Below are 15,228 nucleotides of genomic sequence, written 5' to 3' on the forward strand. Positions count from 1 at the left end.
AGAGCGTGACCCCGAGGTCCAGCGCCGCGTCGAGGGTGGCCCGGGCCGCGGCCTCGTCGGTGGGCCCGTAGAACTCGCTCATGCCCATGCAGCCCAGGCTCAATCCCAGCCCCAGGCTCAGTCCCGGCGCCAAGCGTGGCCCAGGGATGTGCCCGAGGACTGGCCTCAGCCTCTGTTCCGGCCCGAGGACTGGCCCCGGTCTCTGTTTCGGCCTCAGAACCTGGCCGAGGTGTTGCTCCGGTCCCTGCCTCAGGACCTGGCCCAGTCTTTGTTCGGGCCGCAGGACCAGCCCTTGTCCCGGCCCGGGCCCCGGCTTCCACCTCGGTCCTGGCCGGCCGCGGCCCCGGTCGTCCGGCGGCGCCGGTTGCCGTGGGTGGTGAGGCTCATTGTCAGGATGGTCGTGCTGGGGGTGGGGGTGGCGGTGATCCTGTATGCCGGTTCGGTGCTGCTGAGTGGCGACGGCGGGCTTTTCGGGCTCGCACCGGGGGGCCCGTCCTCGTCCAGTCCCTCGTTCGGGCCTTCGGCCAAGCCTTCGTTGAGTCCTTCGCGCGGGCGTTCGTCGAGTCCTTTGTCCGGGCCTTTGTCGGGGCCGTCGTCCCGGCCCGCGATTCCGCTGTCGACGGCGCGTGTAGGTGTCTGCCCTGCCGAGCGCCGGCTGTCGCTGTCTCCGTCACGGGGCGACATCCATACCAGGATCACCCTCACCGGATCCGGCGTGGTGGCTGACGGGAAGGCCAAAGTGTACTTCCACACCGACGTGGTCGGGACCGTGCCGACCGACAGTCGCGGCTGTTTCCGGGTGAGGTTTTCCATCCCCGACCAGGAGTTCTACGGCCAGTTCCCGGGCACCCGGTTTGACGTGCACGTGGTCGAATACAGTTCCGGATCGGTTTACCTGGATAACGGCCCCGGGCGGCAGGGCTTCGTCATTACTCGCTGATCGCACGGTCGGGTTGATTGTGCAACAAGCGGGGTGGAATGGCGCATTCCGGCCTTATCGTGGTCCGGCTGGAACGTAACGGCCCGTGCCACCGCTCACCCTGGAGGTCCGGCGGGTTGAACGATGTGTTCCTCTCCTATGCCACTGAGGACGCCGCCTGGGCCCGGATGCTGGCCGAACACCTGGCCGGACACGGTGTGTCGCTGTTCTTCGACCAGTGGAGCATCGAACCGGGCGACGTCGTGGTCCACAAGGTGGACGCCGCTCTCCTTACCGCCGCGCACGGTATCGCCGTGATCAGCCCGGCATCGGCACGCTCCCCGCGGGCGATGGAGGAGTACGCGGCGCTGGCCACCGCCTCTGCCCGGCGCGGCCTGCGGTTCATCCCGGTGCTGCTCGAGCAGGCGCAGCCGCCTGCGTTCGCCGCCAACCGGGTGTGGCGTGACTTCAGCGGGGTGACCGACCGGGAGTTCGGTGAGAAGGTCGCCGAACTCGCGGCTGTCGTCGCGGGTCGCCCTATCCCCGCAGGCAGCCCGGGTCCCGGCGACAATCTCGCGGCCGCCCAAACCGCTGCGCCCAGGCCGGTCACCGCGCCGGAACGGCCCGCGTTCGTGGTGTGCTACGCGCCCGCCGACGCAGAGTACGGCCGGCTGCTGGCCGGGCAGCTGAGAGCGGCGGGGCTGCGGGTGTGGTCGGTCGGTGACCTGCGCCCGGGGGACGCGCACTTCTGGACGATCCGGCAGCAGCTGCGGTACGCCGTGGCGGTGATCGTCGTGATGAGCCCGGAGTCCCAGGACTCCGACGACATCACCCGCATGATCCTGGAAGGCCAGGTGCATGCCCGCCCGTTCGTTCCCGTTCTGCTGCACGGCGAGGTCAACTACCATCTCGCCGCGACCTGGCACGTGGACGTCCGCCACGGCGGGCTGCTGGACGCTGCGGAACTCGGCGTGCTGCGCACCATCGGCAAGGACGTGGCCGCCGGCCGCCCGGTCCGACTGCCCGACCCGCGCCCGGCGGGTGCCGGCAGCCCGGCGCCCCCGGTGGTGCGTGTGTCGGCTTCGGCCGCGCTGGAGCTGCTGCGTGCTCATCTCGCCGAGGACGAGTACGAGCACGCCGACCTGCTGACCACGCGGCTGGTCATGGAGGAGGCGGGTCGGCTCACCCAGGGCTGGCTCAGCGAACGCCACGCCGCAGCTGTGCCGTTGGAGCTGCTGGCCGGTATCGACGCGGTGTGGGCCGGCCACTGCCACGGCCGGCAGGGATTTGGGCGGCAGCTGGCCTTGGTACCCGCCGCCGGGCGGCGCGGTCCGCGCTTTGCCGACCTGAGCGCGGCGCTGGGGTGGCGTGCCGCGCCTGAGGACCCGGTGCCCAGGCTGTACAGCGACTTCGTGCGGCAGGCCGGTCCGGGCAGGCGGTCCGGCTTCTTTCCGACGTTGCGCGACCCGCATCAGCACAACCACCCGGACTGGTACGACCGTTGGAGTGCGACCGTGCTGGCTGTCCACGCGCGGCTGCGAGAGGGGAAGGCCGCCCCATGGAGATCGTGATAGCCCTTCTTGTCGTGCTGGCCGCAGCCGCCGCCTGGGTGGGCTGGGCCGGGCGTGTCGTGGTGCCGTCGGGCCATGTCGGCATCATCACCCGTCGATTCGGCCCGACGCACCCGGACCCTGCGTTCAAGCAGATCAACCCGACCGGCGCACGGGGCGTGCACGCACGCACCCTGCTGCCCAGCGGATTCCATTGGCTGACCCCGATCGTCCACTCGGTGGAGTACGTGCCCCGGGTACACGTTCCGGTCGGCATGATCGGCCTGGTCTCGGCCACCGAAGGCCGCACCCGCACGGGCGGACGCGCGCTGGCCCGCCATGTGGAATGCGACAGCTTCCAGGACGGCCAGGCGTTCCTCCTCGCGGGGGGCGAGCAGGGCGTCCAGTTGGCCGTCCTTTCCGGCGGCCAGTCGTACTACATCAACACCCGGCTGTTCACCGTCCGGATGATGCCGCGCACCTATGTGCCGCCGGGCACCGTCGGTGTGGTCCAGGCGAAAGAAGGCAAGGTCAGGCCCGCGGACCAGAGATTCGGCCGCCACGTGGAGTGCGACAACTACCAGGACGGCCAGGCGTTCCTGCTCGGCGGCGGCCAGCAGGGAAGACAGCTGGCGGTCCTGGGCGGCGGGGCCTACTACGACATCAATCCGGAACTGTTCGAGGTCATCACCGTCGACAACGTCGCAGCCTCACGGGACGGGCTGACCCAGGCCCACCTGAAGGAGGTCTCGATCGAAGAGGGCTACACAGGCGTGGTGGTCACCCTGGACGGCGCCGAACCCGCACGGGACGCAACCACCACCGTCGCCCCCTGGGTCAACGGGCACCGCAGCTTCCGCCTGCCCTGGGTGTTCCTGGCCAACGCCGGCTGCAGGGGAGTACAGGAGGAGACCCTCGGCGAGGGCACCAGCTACGCGCTCAATCCCTGGTTCGCACGGGTGATGCTGATCCCGACCCGCGTGCTGATCCTGAAATGGCACAAGAAGCAGACCGGCGAGGGCGCCAACTACGATGCCAACCTCGGGCAGATCACCGTCAACGTGCAGGGCTACAGCCTGCACGTGGAGATGTCCCAGAACCTGCGGATCCCGCGGAGCGTCGCGCCCCGGCTCGTCAGCCAGTTCGGCGGCGTCCGCACCCAGGGGCTGGGCGGCCTGGTCGACGACCCGAAACCGATGCAGCGTTTCGTGCGCGACGTCCTCGGCGTCACCGTGGCCGCCTACTTCGCCGAGATCGCCACGACCAGCTCGGTCCGCGAGTTCCTCAACCGCTACCACGACACCCGCAAGGACCTCACCGACAAGGTCAAGCACGCCCTGGAGAAGTGGGGCGTGGAGGTGCTCGACACCAGGCTGGGCAACTTCATGCCGGACGACCCCTCGTTGCATGCGGCGTTCAAGGAGCAGTTCGCCGCCGAGATGCAGGGCGACAGGCTGGAGGTGGAAGTCGAGAACGCCAAGCTCAAGGACATGATCGACGAATACGAGGCGCAAAAGGAGTTCCGGCGTGTAGCCCTGGACCTGAAGGCCGAGGTGGCGTTGCTGGGTGCGGAGAACGCCGCGATGATCCGTATCGTCCGCGAGTTCGCGAAGTTCGACGTTCCGGACTACATCGGCGGTGGTGACATCTCCGCGTATGTCCAGGCGCTGCCGATGACTGCCATGCAGGACCTGCTGGCGCGGCTGCGGGAACTGCGCGGGGACCAGCAGATCGGCCCGGGCACCTCACGGCCCAGGCTCACCAAGGACACCGACAGCACCTTCCACGGTGATCCCCTGGAACCCTGAGCAAGCCGGGGTGTGAAGAGGCCCGCATCTTGCAGGCGGTGGGAGTTCAGCGCGAGGGCCCGGCACATCCCCTCCAGCAACGGGCTGCGGTTGCCCACTGGAGATGCGGGGCACAGCGCGTGGTGCCGCACCCGGCACCGCCCGCTCCCGTGACGCCGGGGCCGCAGCCCCAGGATGCGGGGGATGCCTGGTGGGAGCACGCTCGACAACGCAAGCCGGGTGGTCGTCGTACCGCTATCGACGAGCGGTGGCCGCGATAGGGCTCTGGGAGGGGCCCTCGGTGGTCCTGCGGCGCGTCGACCGCGAGACAGCGCGACCAGGCATACGCTCGCACCGTTGTCTGTGGCCATCTCTGCGGACACGGCCCAAGGGCCCCGCTGGCGACACGGGGCCCTTCCTCATACGCCTGTGCTGTGCCGCTCCAATTGCACCGCGGCGAAGCGTTGTGACAGAGCGGCATTCCACAGGCGCACGGCGGGCCACCACTAAGGTGACCCGCCGTTTCGCCTCACACGCATCCCGAAGCGATACGGACGCCAGCGCCTTCGGCACATGCCAGCGAGCAGGGGCAGCGGCCGCATGCGCTGCTCGCCGATGCCTGGCGCGGGATGGCACGGTCGCCGTTTCGAAGTTGACGCCCGGAATCGACCTGCGCTCGAAGCGGAAAGACGCACACGAGTGACGGGCGGTCCCGTCGAGGACTGAGGGGGGGGTTCTTCGGCGGGCCGCGTCTTCGAGCCCGTCCGGCCAGCCGCGTGGACCACTCGCGTGGCCGGGCGGGCAGATACGCAGCCCTGCCCCGGGGGCACGCAAGCGGTGGGCAGGGCCGGATATCCAGGATGCGCCCCGACGCGGAGCATTGCGAGGCCCCCGCCGCTCGCACAACGGGGGCCCGGCGCATGCCCGAGGGGCGTCGGGGGGGGTGGACGATCCCTCATGCACTGCGCCCAGGTTGAGCCAGGCAGGGAGTCGGCGCTAGCTGGGTGTGCATACGGGTGAGAGCGGCCTCGCCGCGAGTGTGCGGTGAGGGTCGACGAGGCCGCGGGCTCGGGCCCGCCCAGCCGCAGCATGAACCCCGCACGACCAGACGGGCGTCTGAGCGGCCCCGCCCCACCAGAGCCAAGGAAAGGCAGGCGGGACCGCGTCCATGGGCGACCCCGCCGGATGCTGTTCCAGGAAGGAGGGTGGCGGGGCCGCACTCCCAGGATGCACCCGCATCCCCTGCGAGACTCGCTGAGGCCATGGCCACCAATGAGCCATCCGTCATCGTCAACCCGCCCGCGCGCGGAGATCCGGCCGACCTGGTCGTTAGGTCAGGTTGAGTTGCCGGAGCTGCCGCGTACCGTCCGTCCGAGCCGAGCGGCATGCCGATTACCCGCTCTGGGCGCATTCTGGAGTAAGTGAACAGCGCCGTCCCGAGGGCCGTGATCCCTCGCGGCCCTCAGCCCCAATGAGCTGGTTTCCGTCCGTGGTGGTGTAGCGGGAGCCAGCTCATTGTTGTGTGCGGCTGCGGTCACGCCTCGGTCTGCGCATCATGCTGCTACGGCGACTACGACCTGGCGCTCATGCAGGGCGTCGGCTACATCCACCGTCACGTCAAGCAGCGCCTTGGCGGCGTCGTCACCGACACGTACTCCCTGGGCCTCCCTCAGCTGGAACGGAGCAGGCTGGGGGAGGGGGTCTTCAGGGCCGCATGTGGCCGCTCAGGTGGCGCCGCTCTCGGACGGGGCCGGGAACCGGTCCCATACGCGGTGGGCGCCCAGTAGCGCGGTGATGTCGCGCAGCACGGTCTCGCCGTCGGAGCCGGTGACGACGCCGAGCGCATCGGCGGCGATGCCGGACGCCTGCAATGCGGGCTCCGCGTCGTCCCAGCCGCCGATCGGCTTCGCGTGGCGGTAGGCCTCCTGGAGCATCAGCACGATGCGCGGGTCCACGGGTACGGCGGCGAGAGCCGGGGCCCCTGCCTTGGCGTCCCGGCTGCCTTGCGCGTCGGCAGCCGGTCCGGGGGCCCCGGCCAGCAGCAGGGCGTCGAATTCCACGGAGCGGGCGGTGGCGAAGCTGCGCTGCACGGTCACGGGATCGGCGCCCTCACCTGTGAGAGTGCCGCCGGTGGGCGCGACGAGCAGCGGGACCATGCCGCCTGCCAGCACGGAGCGTCGGACGACGTCCACGACGCCCAGGTCGCCGGTGCCGTCGGTGACGATGCCGATGACGCGCCCGGCGGTCGGCCAGGTGTTGCCGATCTGCGACAGCGCGGGACTGGGCTGTACGTCGGCGAGCGGCTCGGAGGCCTGCGGGGCGGGCAGGCCCAGGCCCTGGGCGACCTGCTGGCACAGGTAGGGGTCGATGTTCGCCAGGACCATCAGGGTGCGTTCCTTGATGGCCTGCTCGTAGCACTTGCCGAGCTCGAAGGTGTAGGCGGCGACGATGTGTTCCCGTTCGGCCGGGCTCATGCTGAGCCAGAACAGGCGGGGCTGGCTGAAGTGGTCGTCGAACGAGGCCGGTGCCTCGCGCACCTTCGCGGCGGCGGCGATCGGGGTGGGGTGCTCGATGTAGGCGTGGTCCTCGGCGCCGGCGAAGAACGGGCAGCCGCCGTCCAGGGAGTTGGGCTTGTACGGAGCCACACCGGTGTGCACCGCGTCCTGGTGGAAGCCGTCCCGCAGCATGTCGTTGACCGGGGCGTGGGGCCGGTTGATCGGGATCTGCGGGAAGTTGGGGCCGCCCAGCCGGGTGATCTGGGTGTCGAGGTATGAGAAGAGGCGCCCGGCCAGCAGGGCGTCGTCGGTGATGTCGATGCCGGGCACGAGGTGGCCAACGTGGAAGGCGACCTGTTCGGTCTCGGCGAAGAAGTTGGTGGGGTTGGCGTTCAGGGTGAGCAGCCCGACGGGCTGCACCGGCGCCAGCTCCTCGGGGACGATCTTCGTCGGGTCCAGCAGGTCGATCCCCTGGAAGGTCTGTTCCGGGGTGTCGGGGAAGGTCTGGATGCCCAGCTCCCATTGGGGGTGGGCACCCGCCTCGATGGCGTCGGCCAGGTCGCGGCGGTGGAAGTCGGGGTCCATGCCGCTGATCATCTGCGCCTCCTCCCACACCAGGGAGTGCACGCCGGCTTTGGGTTTCCAGTGGAACTTCACCAGGGTGGTGGCGCCGGTGGGGCTGACCAGGCGGAAGGTGTGGACGCCGAATCCCTCCATGGTGCGGAAGGAGCGCGGGATGCCGCGGTCGGACATGTTCCACATGGTGTGGTGCGTGGCCTCGGTGTGCAGGGACACGAAGTCCCAGAAGGTGTCGTGGGCGCTCTGCGCCTGCGGGATCTCCCGGTCCGGGTGCGGTTTGCCGGCGTGGATGACGTCCGGGAACTTGATCGCGTCCTGGATGAAGAACACCGGGATGTTGTTGCCGACCAGGTCGAAGACGCCCTCGGAGGTGTAGAACTTGGTGGCGAACCCGCGGGTGTCGCGGACGGTGTCGGCCGAACCGCGCGAGCCCAGGACGGTGGAGAACCGCACGAAGACCGGCGTGTCGACGTCCTTGGCGAGGAAGGCCGCCTTGCAGACCTCGGCGGCCGTTCCGTAGCCACGGAAGACGCCGTGCGCCGCAGCGCCCCGGGCGTGCACCACGCGCTCCGGGATCCGCTCGTGGTCGAAGTGCATGACCTTCTCGCGCAGGTGGTGGTCCTGCAGCAGCACCGGCCCGCGCGGGCCTGCTTTGAGCGAGTGGTCAGTGTCGGGTAGACGTGCGCCCTGAGCGTTGGTGAGGAAGGGGCCGTCCTGCGCCCGGACTGTCTTGGACGGGCCGTCCGTGCGGCCCGTCGCGCTGAGCGGGGTGGGAACGCCCTGGTCAGGCTTGGCGGGCAGCGGTGCGTGCGGCTCGACCGGTTCCTCCACCGTGGGAGGCATGCTCGCGGGCACGCCGGGGATGTCCGCCCGTCCCGCGGGGGTGAGCTCCGCGCCCATGTCCATGACCTTGTCGACGATCTTCTTCACCGGGCCCGGCTCGTTGCTCACGGCGCTCTCCTGCTCGTCCTCGGAAACCCTGTCGCCTGCGGGTAACCGGTGCCGCTCGCGGACAAACGGCGCCGCGTGGGATGTCCGCCGTTCGCGGCGGATGTCCCCCCGGGTGCAGGCTGCGCAGGTGGTGCGGGTTCGGCGGGTGGGCGTGACGCAAGGCCTTGCGCCCTCTGGCTTTGTCCACGAGAACGGGCAGCAGATGTTCACCACTTAGGGAGGCATCAGAGCCCGCCGAGGATTCGAACGGTGATGCTCGGCATCGTGGCTGTCCCTCGGCCCCACAGCGAATTGAAAATACGTTGGTCGGTCTGCCATGGAGCTGCGACGATGCCCCCCTGTTCCCGAGCGGAGGACGTTTGTTCGTTTTCGTCTGTGTGCGGTGTGGCGCCGAACTGACCGCCCCGTTGTCCCAGGTTGCCCTGCCGGCCCACGCTCGTCAGAAGTACGGGAACGGACTTCAGCTCCCGGTGCTCATGGAATCGGGGACGTTCGCCGTGGAACTGGAGCCCTGGGGGCCGCTGTGGCGAAGGTGGGAGAGGATCGATCCGGACGAGGCGGCTGCCCGCGGCATCTACGCGCCGGTCCACGCCCTGTCCGAAGGCGCGGCTGGCGCGGTCGTCATTGCACCGGGAGACGCCCGTGGCACTGTGCTGATCCCGGAGAAGCGCGGCGGCGCCTGCTGCGGATTCGACGGGGGTGACGGCCCCAACATGGCCTGCGCTGCATGCGGTCTTCTCGTGGCGAGCAGGATCGACGACTGCTCGCTCTGGCAGGCTGTTTGGCTCGCCCCGAACGCCGTGCGCCGCCTTCCCGTGGCAGGCTCCGACGCCGGGCTGTTGTCCTGGGCGGACCTGCTCGCGGAGGGGGCGGGCGTGCCCCCGTCCGAGCCGATCGCCCCGTGGGGAGAGCCGTTCCGGGCGAGCGACCGGTGGCACTGGAGCCCCCAGTGGGTGGCGGCAGCCGGACAGGCTCTGGCCCACCTCCTGGTGGCCTCGGAAGGCCGGGCGATAGCCGTTCAGGACGGCCTGACCGCAAAGATGTTCCAACGCGCCCTCGACACCCTGCTGCCGGCTGGCCGGCCGACGCGGCGCGCCGTCCTAGCCGGACCGGGACAGCCGACCCGCAACGCTGACGCGGACATCCTCCTCGTGCCGTCCCACCCGCAGACCGGGATGACATGGACCCCGGCCACTCCGCCATACTTGGTCCCGCTGCCGTTCGGGGTGTGGCTCCGGCTGGTCTTCCCTGAGCCACAGCTGCCCGTCCCCGCATCGGGGCCGATACCCGACGGCGTCCTTCGCGACGACCCGCCCACGCCGGGTGTCCATGACGTGTTCCGGATCGACTGGGAAGTCTTCCAGCGAACCCTGGCCCGGCTGCCCGCCGTCCGCACCCCATGGCTACACGAGATCACCGAGAACCTCACGCAGCACATACGCACCGGCCTCCTCTAGGCCGTGTCGTCAAAGTCCCGCCTGCCCAGCGGCGCCTGGCACGGCACCTCGCTGCGTTGTCGAATCGTCCGAGTAGCCCACTACGAGGACGACTCTCCGCCTTGCGATGCACCGCACCAGACGCCGCTGGGCCCGCCCTCCGGGCGGCCGGCGCTCCTTTGACGACAGGCTCTAGTACTGCAACGGTCTTTGTCGTGACGGGTGGGCAGCCGACTCGTTGAGTGGGCATGGGGTGGGATGTGGTGCCGGCTGATGCGAGCCGGTGGTCGTTGGGCCTGTCGGAGTTGCATGAGCGGTTTGTGCACCGGTTCGCCAGGTCGGAGCCGCGTGAGTCTGCGCTGGCCTATATGCAGGGGCTGGTAGCCCCGCTCGAGCGGAAGAACGGCTGGACGCTGGCGGAACAGGCCGGTCACCGGCTGGTGCTGACCGTGCCGACGTCCGAGGAGCCGAGGTAGATGCCCGGCACGGGCGCGCTCGCTTGCGAGGCATGGGGAGCGCACTTGCCCTTCCACCCCTCGCTGCCGACCTGGGCGATGGACGCCGGAGCGGGGTGTGCGTCACCTCCGTCCACGAGATGGGGTCGGCTTTGGAGTAGACCTCCGGCTTCCACCTTCAGGGGGATCTGGTCGCAGGGGGATCTGGTCGACCCCGCCGTACTCAAGGCCCGCGAGGACCTGCTGGGCACCACCAGCCCCTCGGTGCTGCTGTACGCGGCGCTGGACGGCTGGCGCCAGCAGATGGTGGAGCACGGCCACGCCCCCTACGACCGGGCCCTCGCCCTGGCCGAGGCACTGCGTGCCCAGATTGAACACCGCGACGGCTTCCACGTGCACGGCCGCGCGGACTTCTGCGCCCCGGGCCGGGCCGCTGATATGGACCCCTGCAGGTGATCGTCGACATCTCCGCGCTGGGCACCACGGGATACCGGGCCGCCGACTGGCTGCGCGCCCACCATGGGGTGGACCTCCACGTCAGCGACCACCGCAGGATCAGCGCCCAGCTCACCCATGCCGACAACGAGGACACCACCAAGGCCCTGGTAACCGCCCTGACCGACCTCGTCGACCACCTGGGTGATCTGCGGCCGGCGACTCCCGTGGACATTCCGAGCCCGGAGGAACTCACCCTGGAACAGGTCGTCCTGCCCCGCGACGCCTTCTTTGGAAAGACCGAGCAGGTCCCGATCGCGGAGGCCGAGGGCAGGATCACCGCCGAGATGCTGACTCCCTACCCGCCCGGCATCCCCGTAGCCCTCCCGGGTGAGCGCCTCAACCGGCAGGTGCTGGACTACCTTCGCACCGGGATCGAAGCCGGAATGGTCGTCCCAGACGCTGCCGACCAGAAGGTGCGCTCCCTCCGAGCCCTGAGGATGACTCACTGGTGGCGGGGTGACAGCCGTGCGCAGCGTGGGAGTAGAGGAAGAGCTCCTGCTGCTCGACGATTCCGGTCAGCCGCGTGCGCTGTCGTCCGCGGTGCTGCATTCGGCCCGGCGCGACTGCGCTGCTACCGCCGAGGTGTTCGAGGCGGAGCTGCAACGGCAGCAAGTGGGAGCCACGGAATGCGTGGGCCGTATCGAGGCCCTGGGGCCTGATACCGAGGGGCTGACGATCGGCGAGCGGGTGGTGAATGTCGCTATCCCGGCGGTACCCGGGCCGCCTGTGGCCAGCACTTGGCAGGAATACCTTGTTGCCGATACACGAAGGCTCCTGCCGGTCCCCGACCATTCGAGCGACTCCGACGCCTGTCAGCCAGACGGCCGCGGGCTCCACCGTCGGCCGGGTCGTCATTGAGCTGGCCAGGCATCTGGGTATCCGCACGATCAATGTTGTGCGGCGGCGTGACGCTTTCGAGGAGATCGAGGCGCTCGGTGGTGACGAGGTCATCTGCACCGAGTACGAGGACCTGGTGCGGCGCGTCGCTGAGATCGCAGGAGCGGCCGGCGTGCGCAAGGCCAGCGACGCGCCGCGGGCCATGTGGGTGCCGGGGTATCCCAGGCATTGGCTCCGGGGGGAGAGGTCGTGGTTTACGGCGCGCTCTCCACCCACAGGCAGACCGACCCAGCGGCGCTGACGATCCCGCTGCAGACACGCTCGGTCATCTACGAGACCAAAGCAGTCCGCGGCTTCTGGCTGAACCGCTGGTTCGGAACACCTCACCTGAGGATGTGCCGCGCGCGCTGTCCGAGGTCCGCAGTCTCGTCGCCGATGGGGTGCTGAGCATCCCCCAGGGGCAGCCGTTCCCACTCGAACGCTTCACTGGAGCCCTCACACTCGCCGAAACACCCGCACGTGGCGCCAAGCCATTCTTCGTCTTTGAAGACGGCCGGGACAACGACTACAGGTAGGACGCGGCCGTGCCGGTGCCGGCACCGGCGGCGGCGCGGCCGCGGCGGGCAAGGCGAACGACGCCCGCCGCGTCGCCCGCCTCGGGCAGACCGCACTGTCAGCCGGACAGCGCGCGCCAGGCCGGCGTCCGCGATCAGGCTCGGCAGGCCCTGGCGGTCGCAGCGCCCGACTGGCTCGTGACGGCGCGAGGCGTCAGAAAGTTCGCCCACCGCTTCGGCGGCATGGTGCAGACGAGTGCACTGGGGGCCGCCACGGCTGCCGATCGCTGCTCAGGGAGCTGACGATCGGGGCAGGTGCTTGCTCAGGAGAGAAGATCGAGGGTGACACCAATCTCTTGAGCCTCGGCCTGTTGATAGGCCAGCCAGGCGAGGACCAGGTCTTGCCAGGGCAGTCCGACTGGGGTGTAGGTGGTGATCTCCAGGTCGTGGGTACGTGCGGGAGCGTCACCGCGGATGATCTCACTCAACGACGCGGCAACAGTGGAGGCCGGTAGACCAGCGTTGGCGAGTGCGCCATGAGACACAACGAGTGCCACGTCGTCGACGATCAATCGAGTGGAGGCGAGCACGTCAGGAGCAAGCTCCTGCTTTCCCGGTTCGTCGGCACCGAGAGAAGTAAGGTGCTGGCCAGGCCTGAGTTCTTCCAGGCGCAGGAGGGGCTCGCGGGACCACGTCGCCAGCACCACGGTGGATGCCTCGGCAGCGACCTGTGCGGGCGTGGAGACGGTGGTGCCGCCGTGTTTGCCAGCGAAGGCGGCTGCGCGCTGCGGATCGGTGTCGTGGACGACGAGGCGGTCATAGGCTCGTAGTTCGCGCATTCCGCGGATGGTGAGTTCGGCTTGGGCGCCGGCTCCGATGACGCCGACTGTGTGGGGCGTGTTCCCGGTCGGCCGGGCGATCAGGTGAGTGGCCAGCGCCGCAGCAAGGCCGGTCCGCCAGGCGTTGATGCCAGGCAGCAGCCCTGGCAGCAGAGCCGTTGCAGTACCCGGAAAGGGAAGGTCGGTGCGGACACGCTGACCGAGGACTGTGTTTTCAGCGGAGGCACTGAACCCCTTCCGTAGAGCCTGGATGCAGGCCAAGGGGTTGAGCAGACCGAGCAGGTCAGTGCGGGTCAAGATGCGGGTCATACGCGTCAGAGTCTCACGCATCCTGCGGCAGCCGGATTCGACAGAAGTGGAGGCAAGGCGGCCGGCCGCGAGCCGCTCTCTTGCGCCTACCCCGACATGGGACGGGCGACAGGATCGCCGAGGCGTTTGGGGATGTGAAGACGTGGCGCTCATCGCCGGGAACGTGCTGCCCGGATGGCGTGATCTCCCGGACCGAGCCGCGCCGGTCCTGCTTGCCGCGCTCGACGACTACGCCGCCGGATGTTCTGGCACGGTGCAAGTACTCCAGCGCTGTGCGTGCTCCGTCAGCCGAGGTGTTCGCGGAACCAGGTGAGGGCAGCGGTGCTTGCTTGGCCGAAGTGGGTGACGTAGGGGTCGAAGTGGCCGCCGGGGAGCAGGTGCAGTCGCTTGGGTTCGAGGGCGCGTTCGTAGGCGGCGAGGGCGAGGTCGGTGACGGTGACTGTGTCACCCAGGGCGATCACCATGAGCAGCGGTGTGGGGGAGACCCGGGTGATCCAGGTCCCGGGCTCGTACATGCGCGCTGCGCGGGTGGACCGGATGGTGACCTTGTTCTCCCAGACGCCGTCGGGTGTGGGCTGCAGGTAGAAGTCGAGGGCTTCCTGTGTGCGGTAGGCGGCGGGGACCGTGGGGTCGCTGCTGACGACGGCCTGGGTGTGGAGGGCCTCTCCGCGGAATCGTGCCCGCTCGTCCTGGGCGAAGGACTCCTCCAGGGCGGCGACGGCGTCCGGTGGGACGCGGCGCTGCCCTTGCTCGTATCCGCTGATGGTGGGGACCTGGGCGACCACGGCGCGCAGTCGGCGGTCGCTGGCTCCCAGCACGATGGCGTGGCCGCCGGCGTAGCTGGTGCCCCACAGGCCGATGCGGTCGGCGTCGACCTCGGGTCGGCTCTCCAGGTAGGAGATGGCCCGTCGCCAGTCGGTGATCTGCTGCCAGGGGTCGACGTCCTGCCGGGGCTCACCGTCGCTGGCGCCGAAGGTGCGGTGGTCGTGGAGCAGCACGACGAATCCGTCTTCGGCGAAGCTCCGCGCGAAGGGTTCGAGGCCGTGCTCCTTGATCCCTGCGTAGCCGTGGGCCATCGTGATCGCCGGATGCGGCCCCTGCCCGTCGGGCAGGAAGAGCCAGCCGCGCAGCGTGACTCCTGCGGCCGCGGCGAACTCGACGTTCTCGCGCTCGACCATGAACAACCGCCTCCTTGGTATGCCAGGACTCGGTCCCGGGTGGATCTGATCGGCCTTGGCGACGCCTCGCAGCCTGTCCGCGAAGAGCCGGAGAGCGCGGCGCTGCGGCCGGTGTCGGACGGCAGCCCGGACGAGCTGCCCGTGCCGTCCTTCGTCAGGACCGTCACGCCGTCAGCTCATCGTCCGAAGCCCGTGGCCGCCCGCTGCGGACAGGCCCTGGCCCATTGAGGGCTCCTGGTGAGGGCCGGGGGCGACTTGTCGGAGAATGCGCTGGCCGGGGTCTTGCGGGCGCTCCCCGAGGGGTGGTCAGGGGCTGCGCGGCAGCGCGTGTGACGGCGCGTTTGTCGTACCGTCCGGTGTCGATTCACCAGCGTGGCGCGGTGTCGGCAAGCTGGAGTTGGCCCCTGCCGAAGGAGAAGTTCTCGTTCGGGGTGGGGATCAGCGCGATGAAGATGTCGTCGGGTGAGATGCCGAGTGCGCTGACCACCAGTTTGTTGATGGTGGCGGCAACGGCCCGCTTGTCCTCCAGGGGGCGGTGGGCGCCGATGAGTACGGTGATGATCACGGCGTCGCTGCTGCGTTGCATGCCCATGAAGGTCGGGTCCAGGAACAGTTCGTTCTCGCCGTGTTCGCTGATCATGATGAAGCGATCGCCCTCGGGGATTCCGAGGGCCTGGACCAGGGACTGGTTGAGAGCGTCGGCGAGCGCGTGTTTCTGCTCGGGGGAGTAGCGGCCGGCGGGGACGTGGGCGCTGAAGACGGGCATGGGACCCTCCATGGAGGACGGTGCGGGGCTGTGTCAGACGAGAGCGGTGGCGACGAGGTGGGGCACGGCGGCGCA

General features: G+C 69.5%; 12 protein-coding genes and 1 pseudogene. 9 read left to right on the plus strand and 4 right to left on the minus strand.

Translation table 11 applies throughout. From position 1 onward, the window contains the following. The first annotated feature begins 394 nt into the window (after positions 1-394). From PV350_RS21725 to PV350_RS21735, 3 genes are all read left to right on the plus strand, one after another. Positions 395-940: a hypothetical protein gene (locus PV350_RS21725; RefSeq protein ID WP_500335484.1), complete on the plus strand. Its 546-nt coding sequence runs from the start codon at positions 395-397 to the stop codon at positions 938-940. A 125-nt stretch (positions 941-1,065) separates the two neighbouring features. Beyond that, positions 1,066-2,490 carry a TIR domain-containing protein gene (locus PV350_RS21730; protein ID WP_500335521.1) on the plus strand — a complete coding sequence of 475 codons (1,425 nt, stop codon included), beginning with the start codon at positions 1,066-1,068 and terminating at the stop codon, positions 2,488-2,490. Beyond that, positions 2,478-4,277, plus strand: a complete 1,800-nt coding sequence (locus PV350_RS21735) for an SPFH domain-containing protein (protein WP_500335486.1) — start codon at positions 2,478-2,480, stop codon at positions 4,275-4,277. Before PV350_RS21730 ends, PV350_RS21735 begins: the two co-directional genes overlap by 13 nt. Positions 4,278-5,980: 1,703 nt before the next feature. Here the strand turns inward: PV350_RS21735 and PV350_RS21740 are convergent. After that, on the minus strand, positions 5,981-8,230 hold the full coding sequence (locus PV350_RS21740; protein ID WP_500335523.1) for a catalase: 2,250 nt from the start codon (positions 8,228-8,230) through the stop codon (positions 5,981-5,983). A 410-nt stretch (positions 8,231-8,640) separates the two neighbouring features. Between PV350_RS21740 and PV350_RS21745 the strand changes: the two genes are divergently transcribed. The 5 genes and pseudogenes from PV350_RS21745 (at position 8,641) to PV350_RS21765 (ending at position 11,528) form a co-directional block, all read left to right on the plus strand. Continuing rightward, entirely contained in the window at positions 8,641-9,738 is a 1,098-nt protein-coding gene (locus PV350_RS21745; RefSeq protein ID WP_500335525.1) for a hypothetical protein, read from the plus strand. Between the two features lie 227 nt (positions 9,739-9,965). Further along, a pseudogene (locus PV350_RS21750) lies at positions 9,966-10,148 on the plus strand (IS701 family transposase); the annotation flags it as partial. 288 nt (positions 10,149-10,436) lie between these two features. Beyond that, positions 10,437-10,628, plus strand: coding sequence for a hypothetical protein (locus PV350_RS21755; RefSeq protein WP_500335488.1), 192 nt, complete (start codon positions 10,437-10,439; stop codon positions 10,626-10,628). Next, positions 10,625-11,329 (plus strand): Orn/Lys/Arg family decarboxylase, encoded by a 705-nt coding sequence (locus PV350_RS21760; RefSeq protein WP_500335490.1) that lies wholly within the window; start codon positions 10,625-10,627, stop codon positions 11,327-11,329. The genes PV350_RS21755 and PV350_RS21760 overlap by 4 nt, the downstream gene beginning before the upstream one ends. Next, positions 11,301-11,528, plus strand: coding sequence for a hypothetical protein (locus PV350_RS21765; RefSeq protein WP_500335492.1), 228 nt, complete (start codon positions 11,301-11,303; stop codon positions 11,526-11,528). The genes PV350_RS21760 and PV350_RS21765 overlap by 29 nt, the downstream gene beginning before the upstream one ends. Before the next feature lie 856 nt (positions 11,529-12,384). Here PV350_RS21765 and PV350_RS21770 read toward each other — a convergent pair. Both PV350_RS21770 and PV350_RS21775 read right to left on the minus strand, forming a co-directional pair. Continuing rightward, positions 12,385-13,209 carry an ornithine cyclodeaminase family protein gene (locus PV350_RS21770; RefSeq protein ID WP_500335494.1) on the minus strand — a complete coding sequence of 275 codons (825 nt, stop codon included), beginning with the start codon at positions 13,207-13,209 and terminating at the stop codon, positions 12,385-12,387. 284 nt (positions 13,210-13,493) lie between these two features. After that, a complete protein-coding gene (locus tag PV350_RS21775; RefSeq protein ID WP_500335496.1) occupies positions 13,494-14,387 on the minus strand; it encodes an alpha/beta hydrolase in 894 nt (297 codons plus the stop codon). A gap of 39 nt (positions 14,388-14,426) precedes the next feature. Here PV350_RS21775 and PV350_RS21780 point away from each other — a divergent pair, with 39 nt between their 5' ends. Further along, positions 14,427-14,615 (plus strand): hypothetical protein, encoded by a 189-nt coding sequence (locus PV350_RS21780; RefSeq protein ID WP_500335497.1) that lies wholly within the window; start codon positions 14,427-14,429, stop codon positions 14,613-14,615. A 136-nt stretch (positions 14,616-14,751) separates the two neighbouring features. On the opposite strand, the gene PV350_RS21785 is transcribed toward PV350_RS21780, so the two are convergent. Beyond that, positions 14,752-15,153: a tautomerase family protein gene (locus PV350_RS21785; protein ID WP_499516602.1), complete on the minus strand. Its 402-nt coding sequence runs from the start codon at positions 15,151-15,153 to the stop codon at positions 14,752-14,754. Between the last annotated feature and the right edge of the window lie 75 nt (positions 15,154-15,228).

This window comes from Streptomyces sp. PA03-6a (genome assembly GCF_033792765.1).
GTDB lineage: Bacteria > Actinomycetota > Actinomycetes > Streptomycetales > Streptomycetaceae > Actinacidiphila.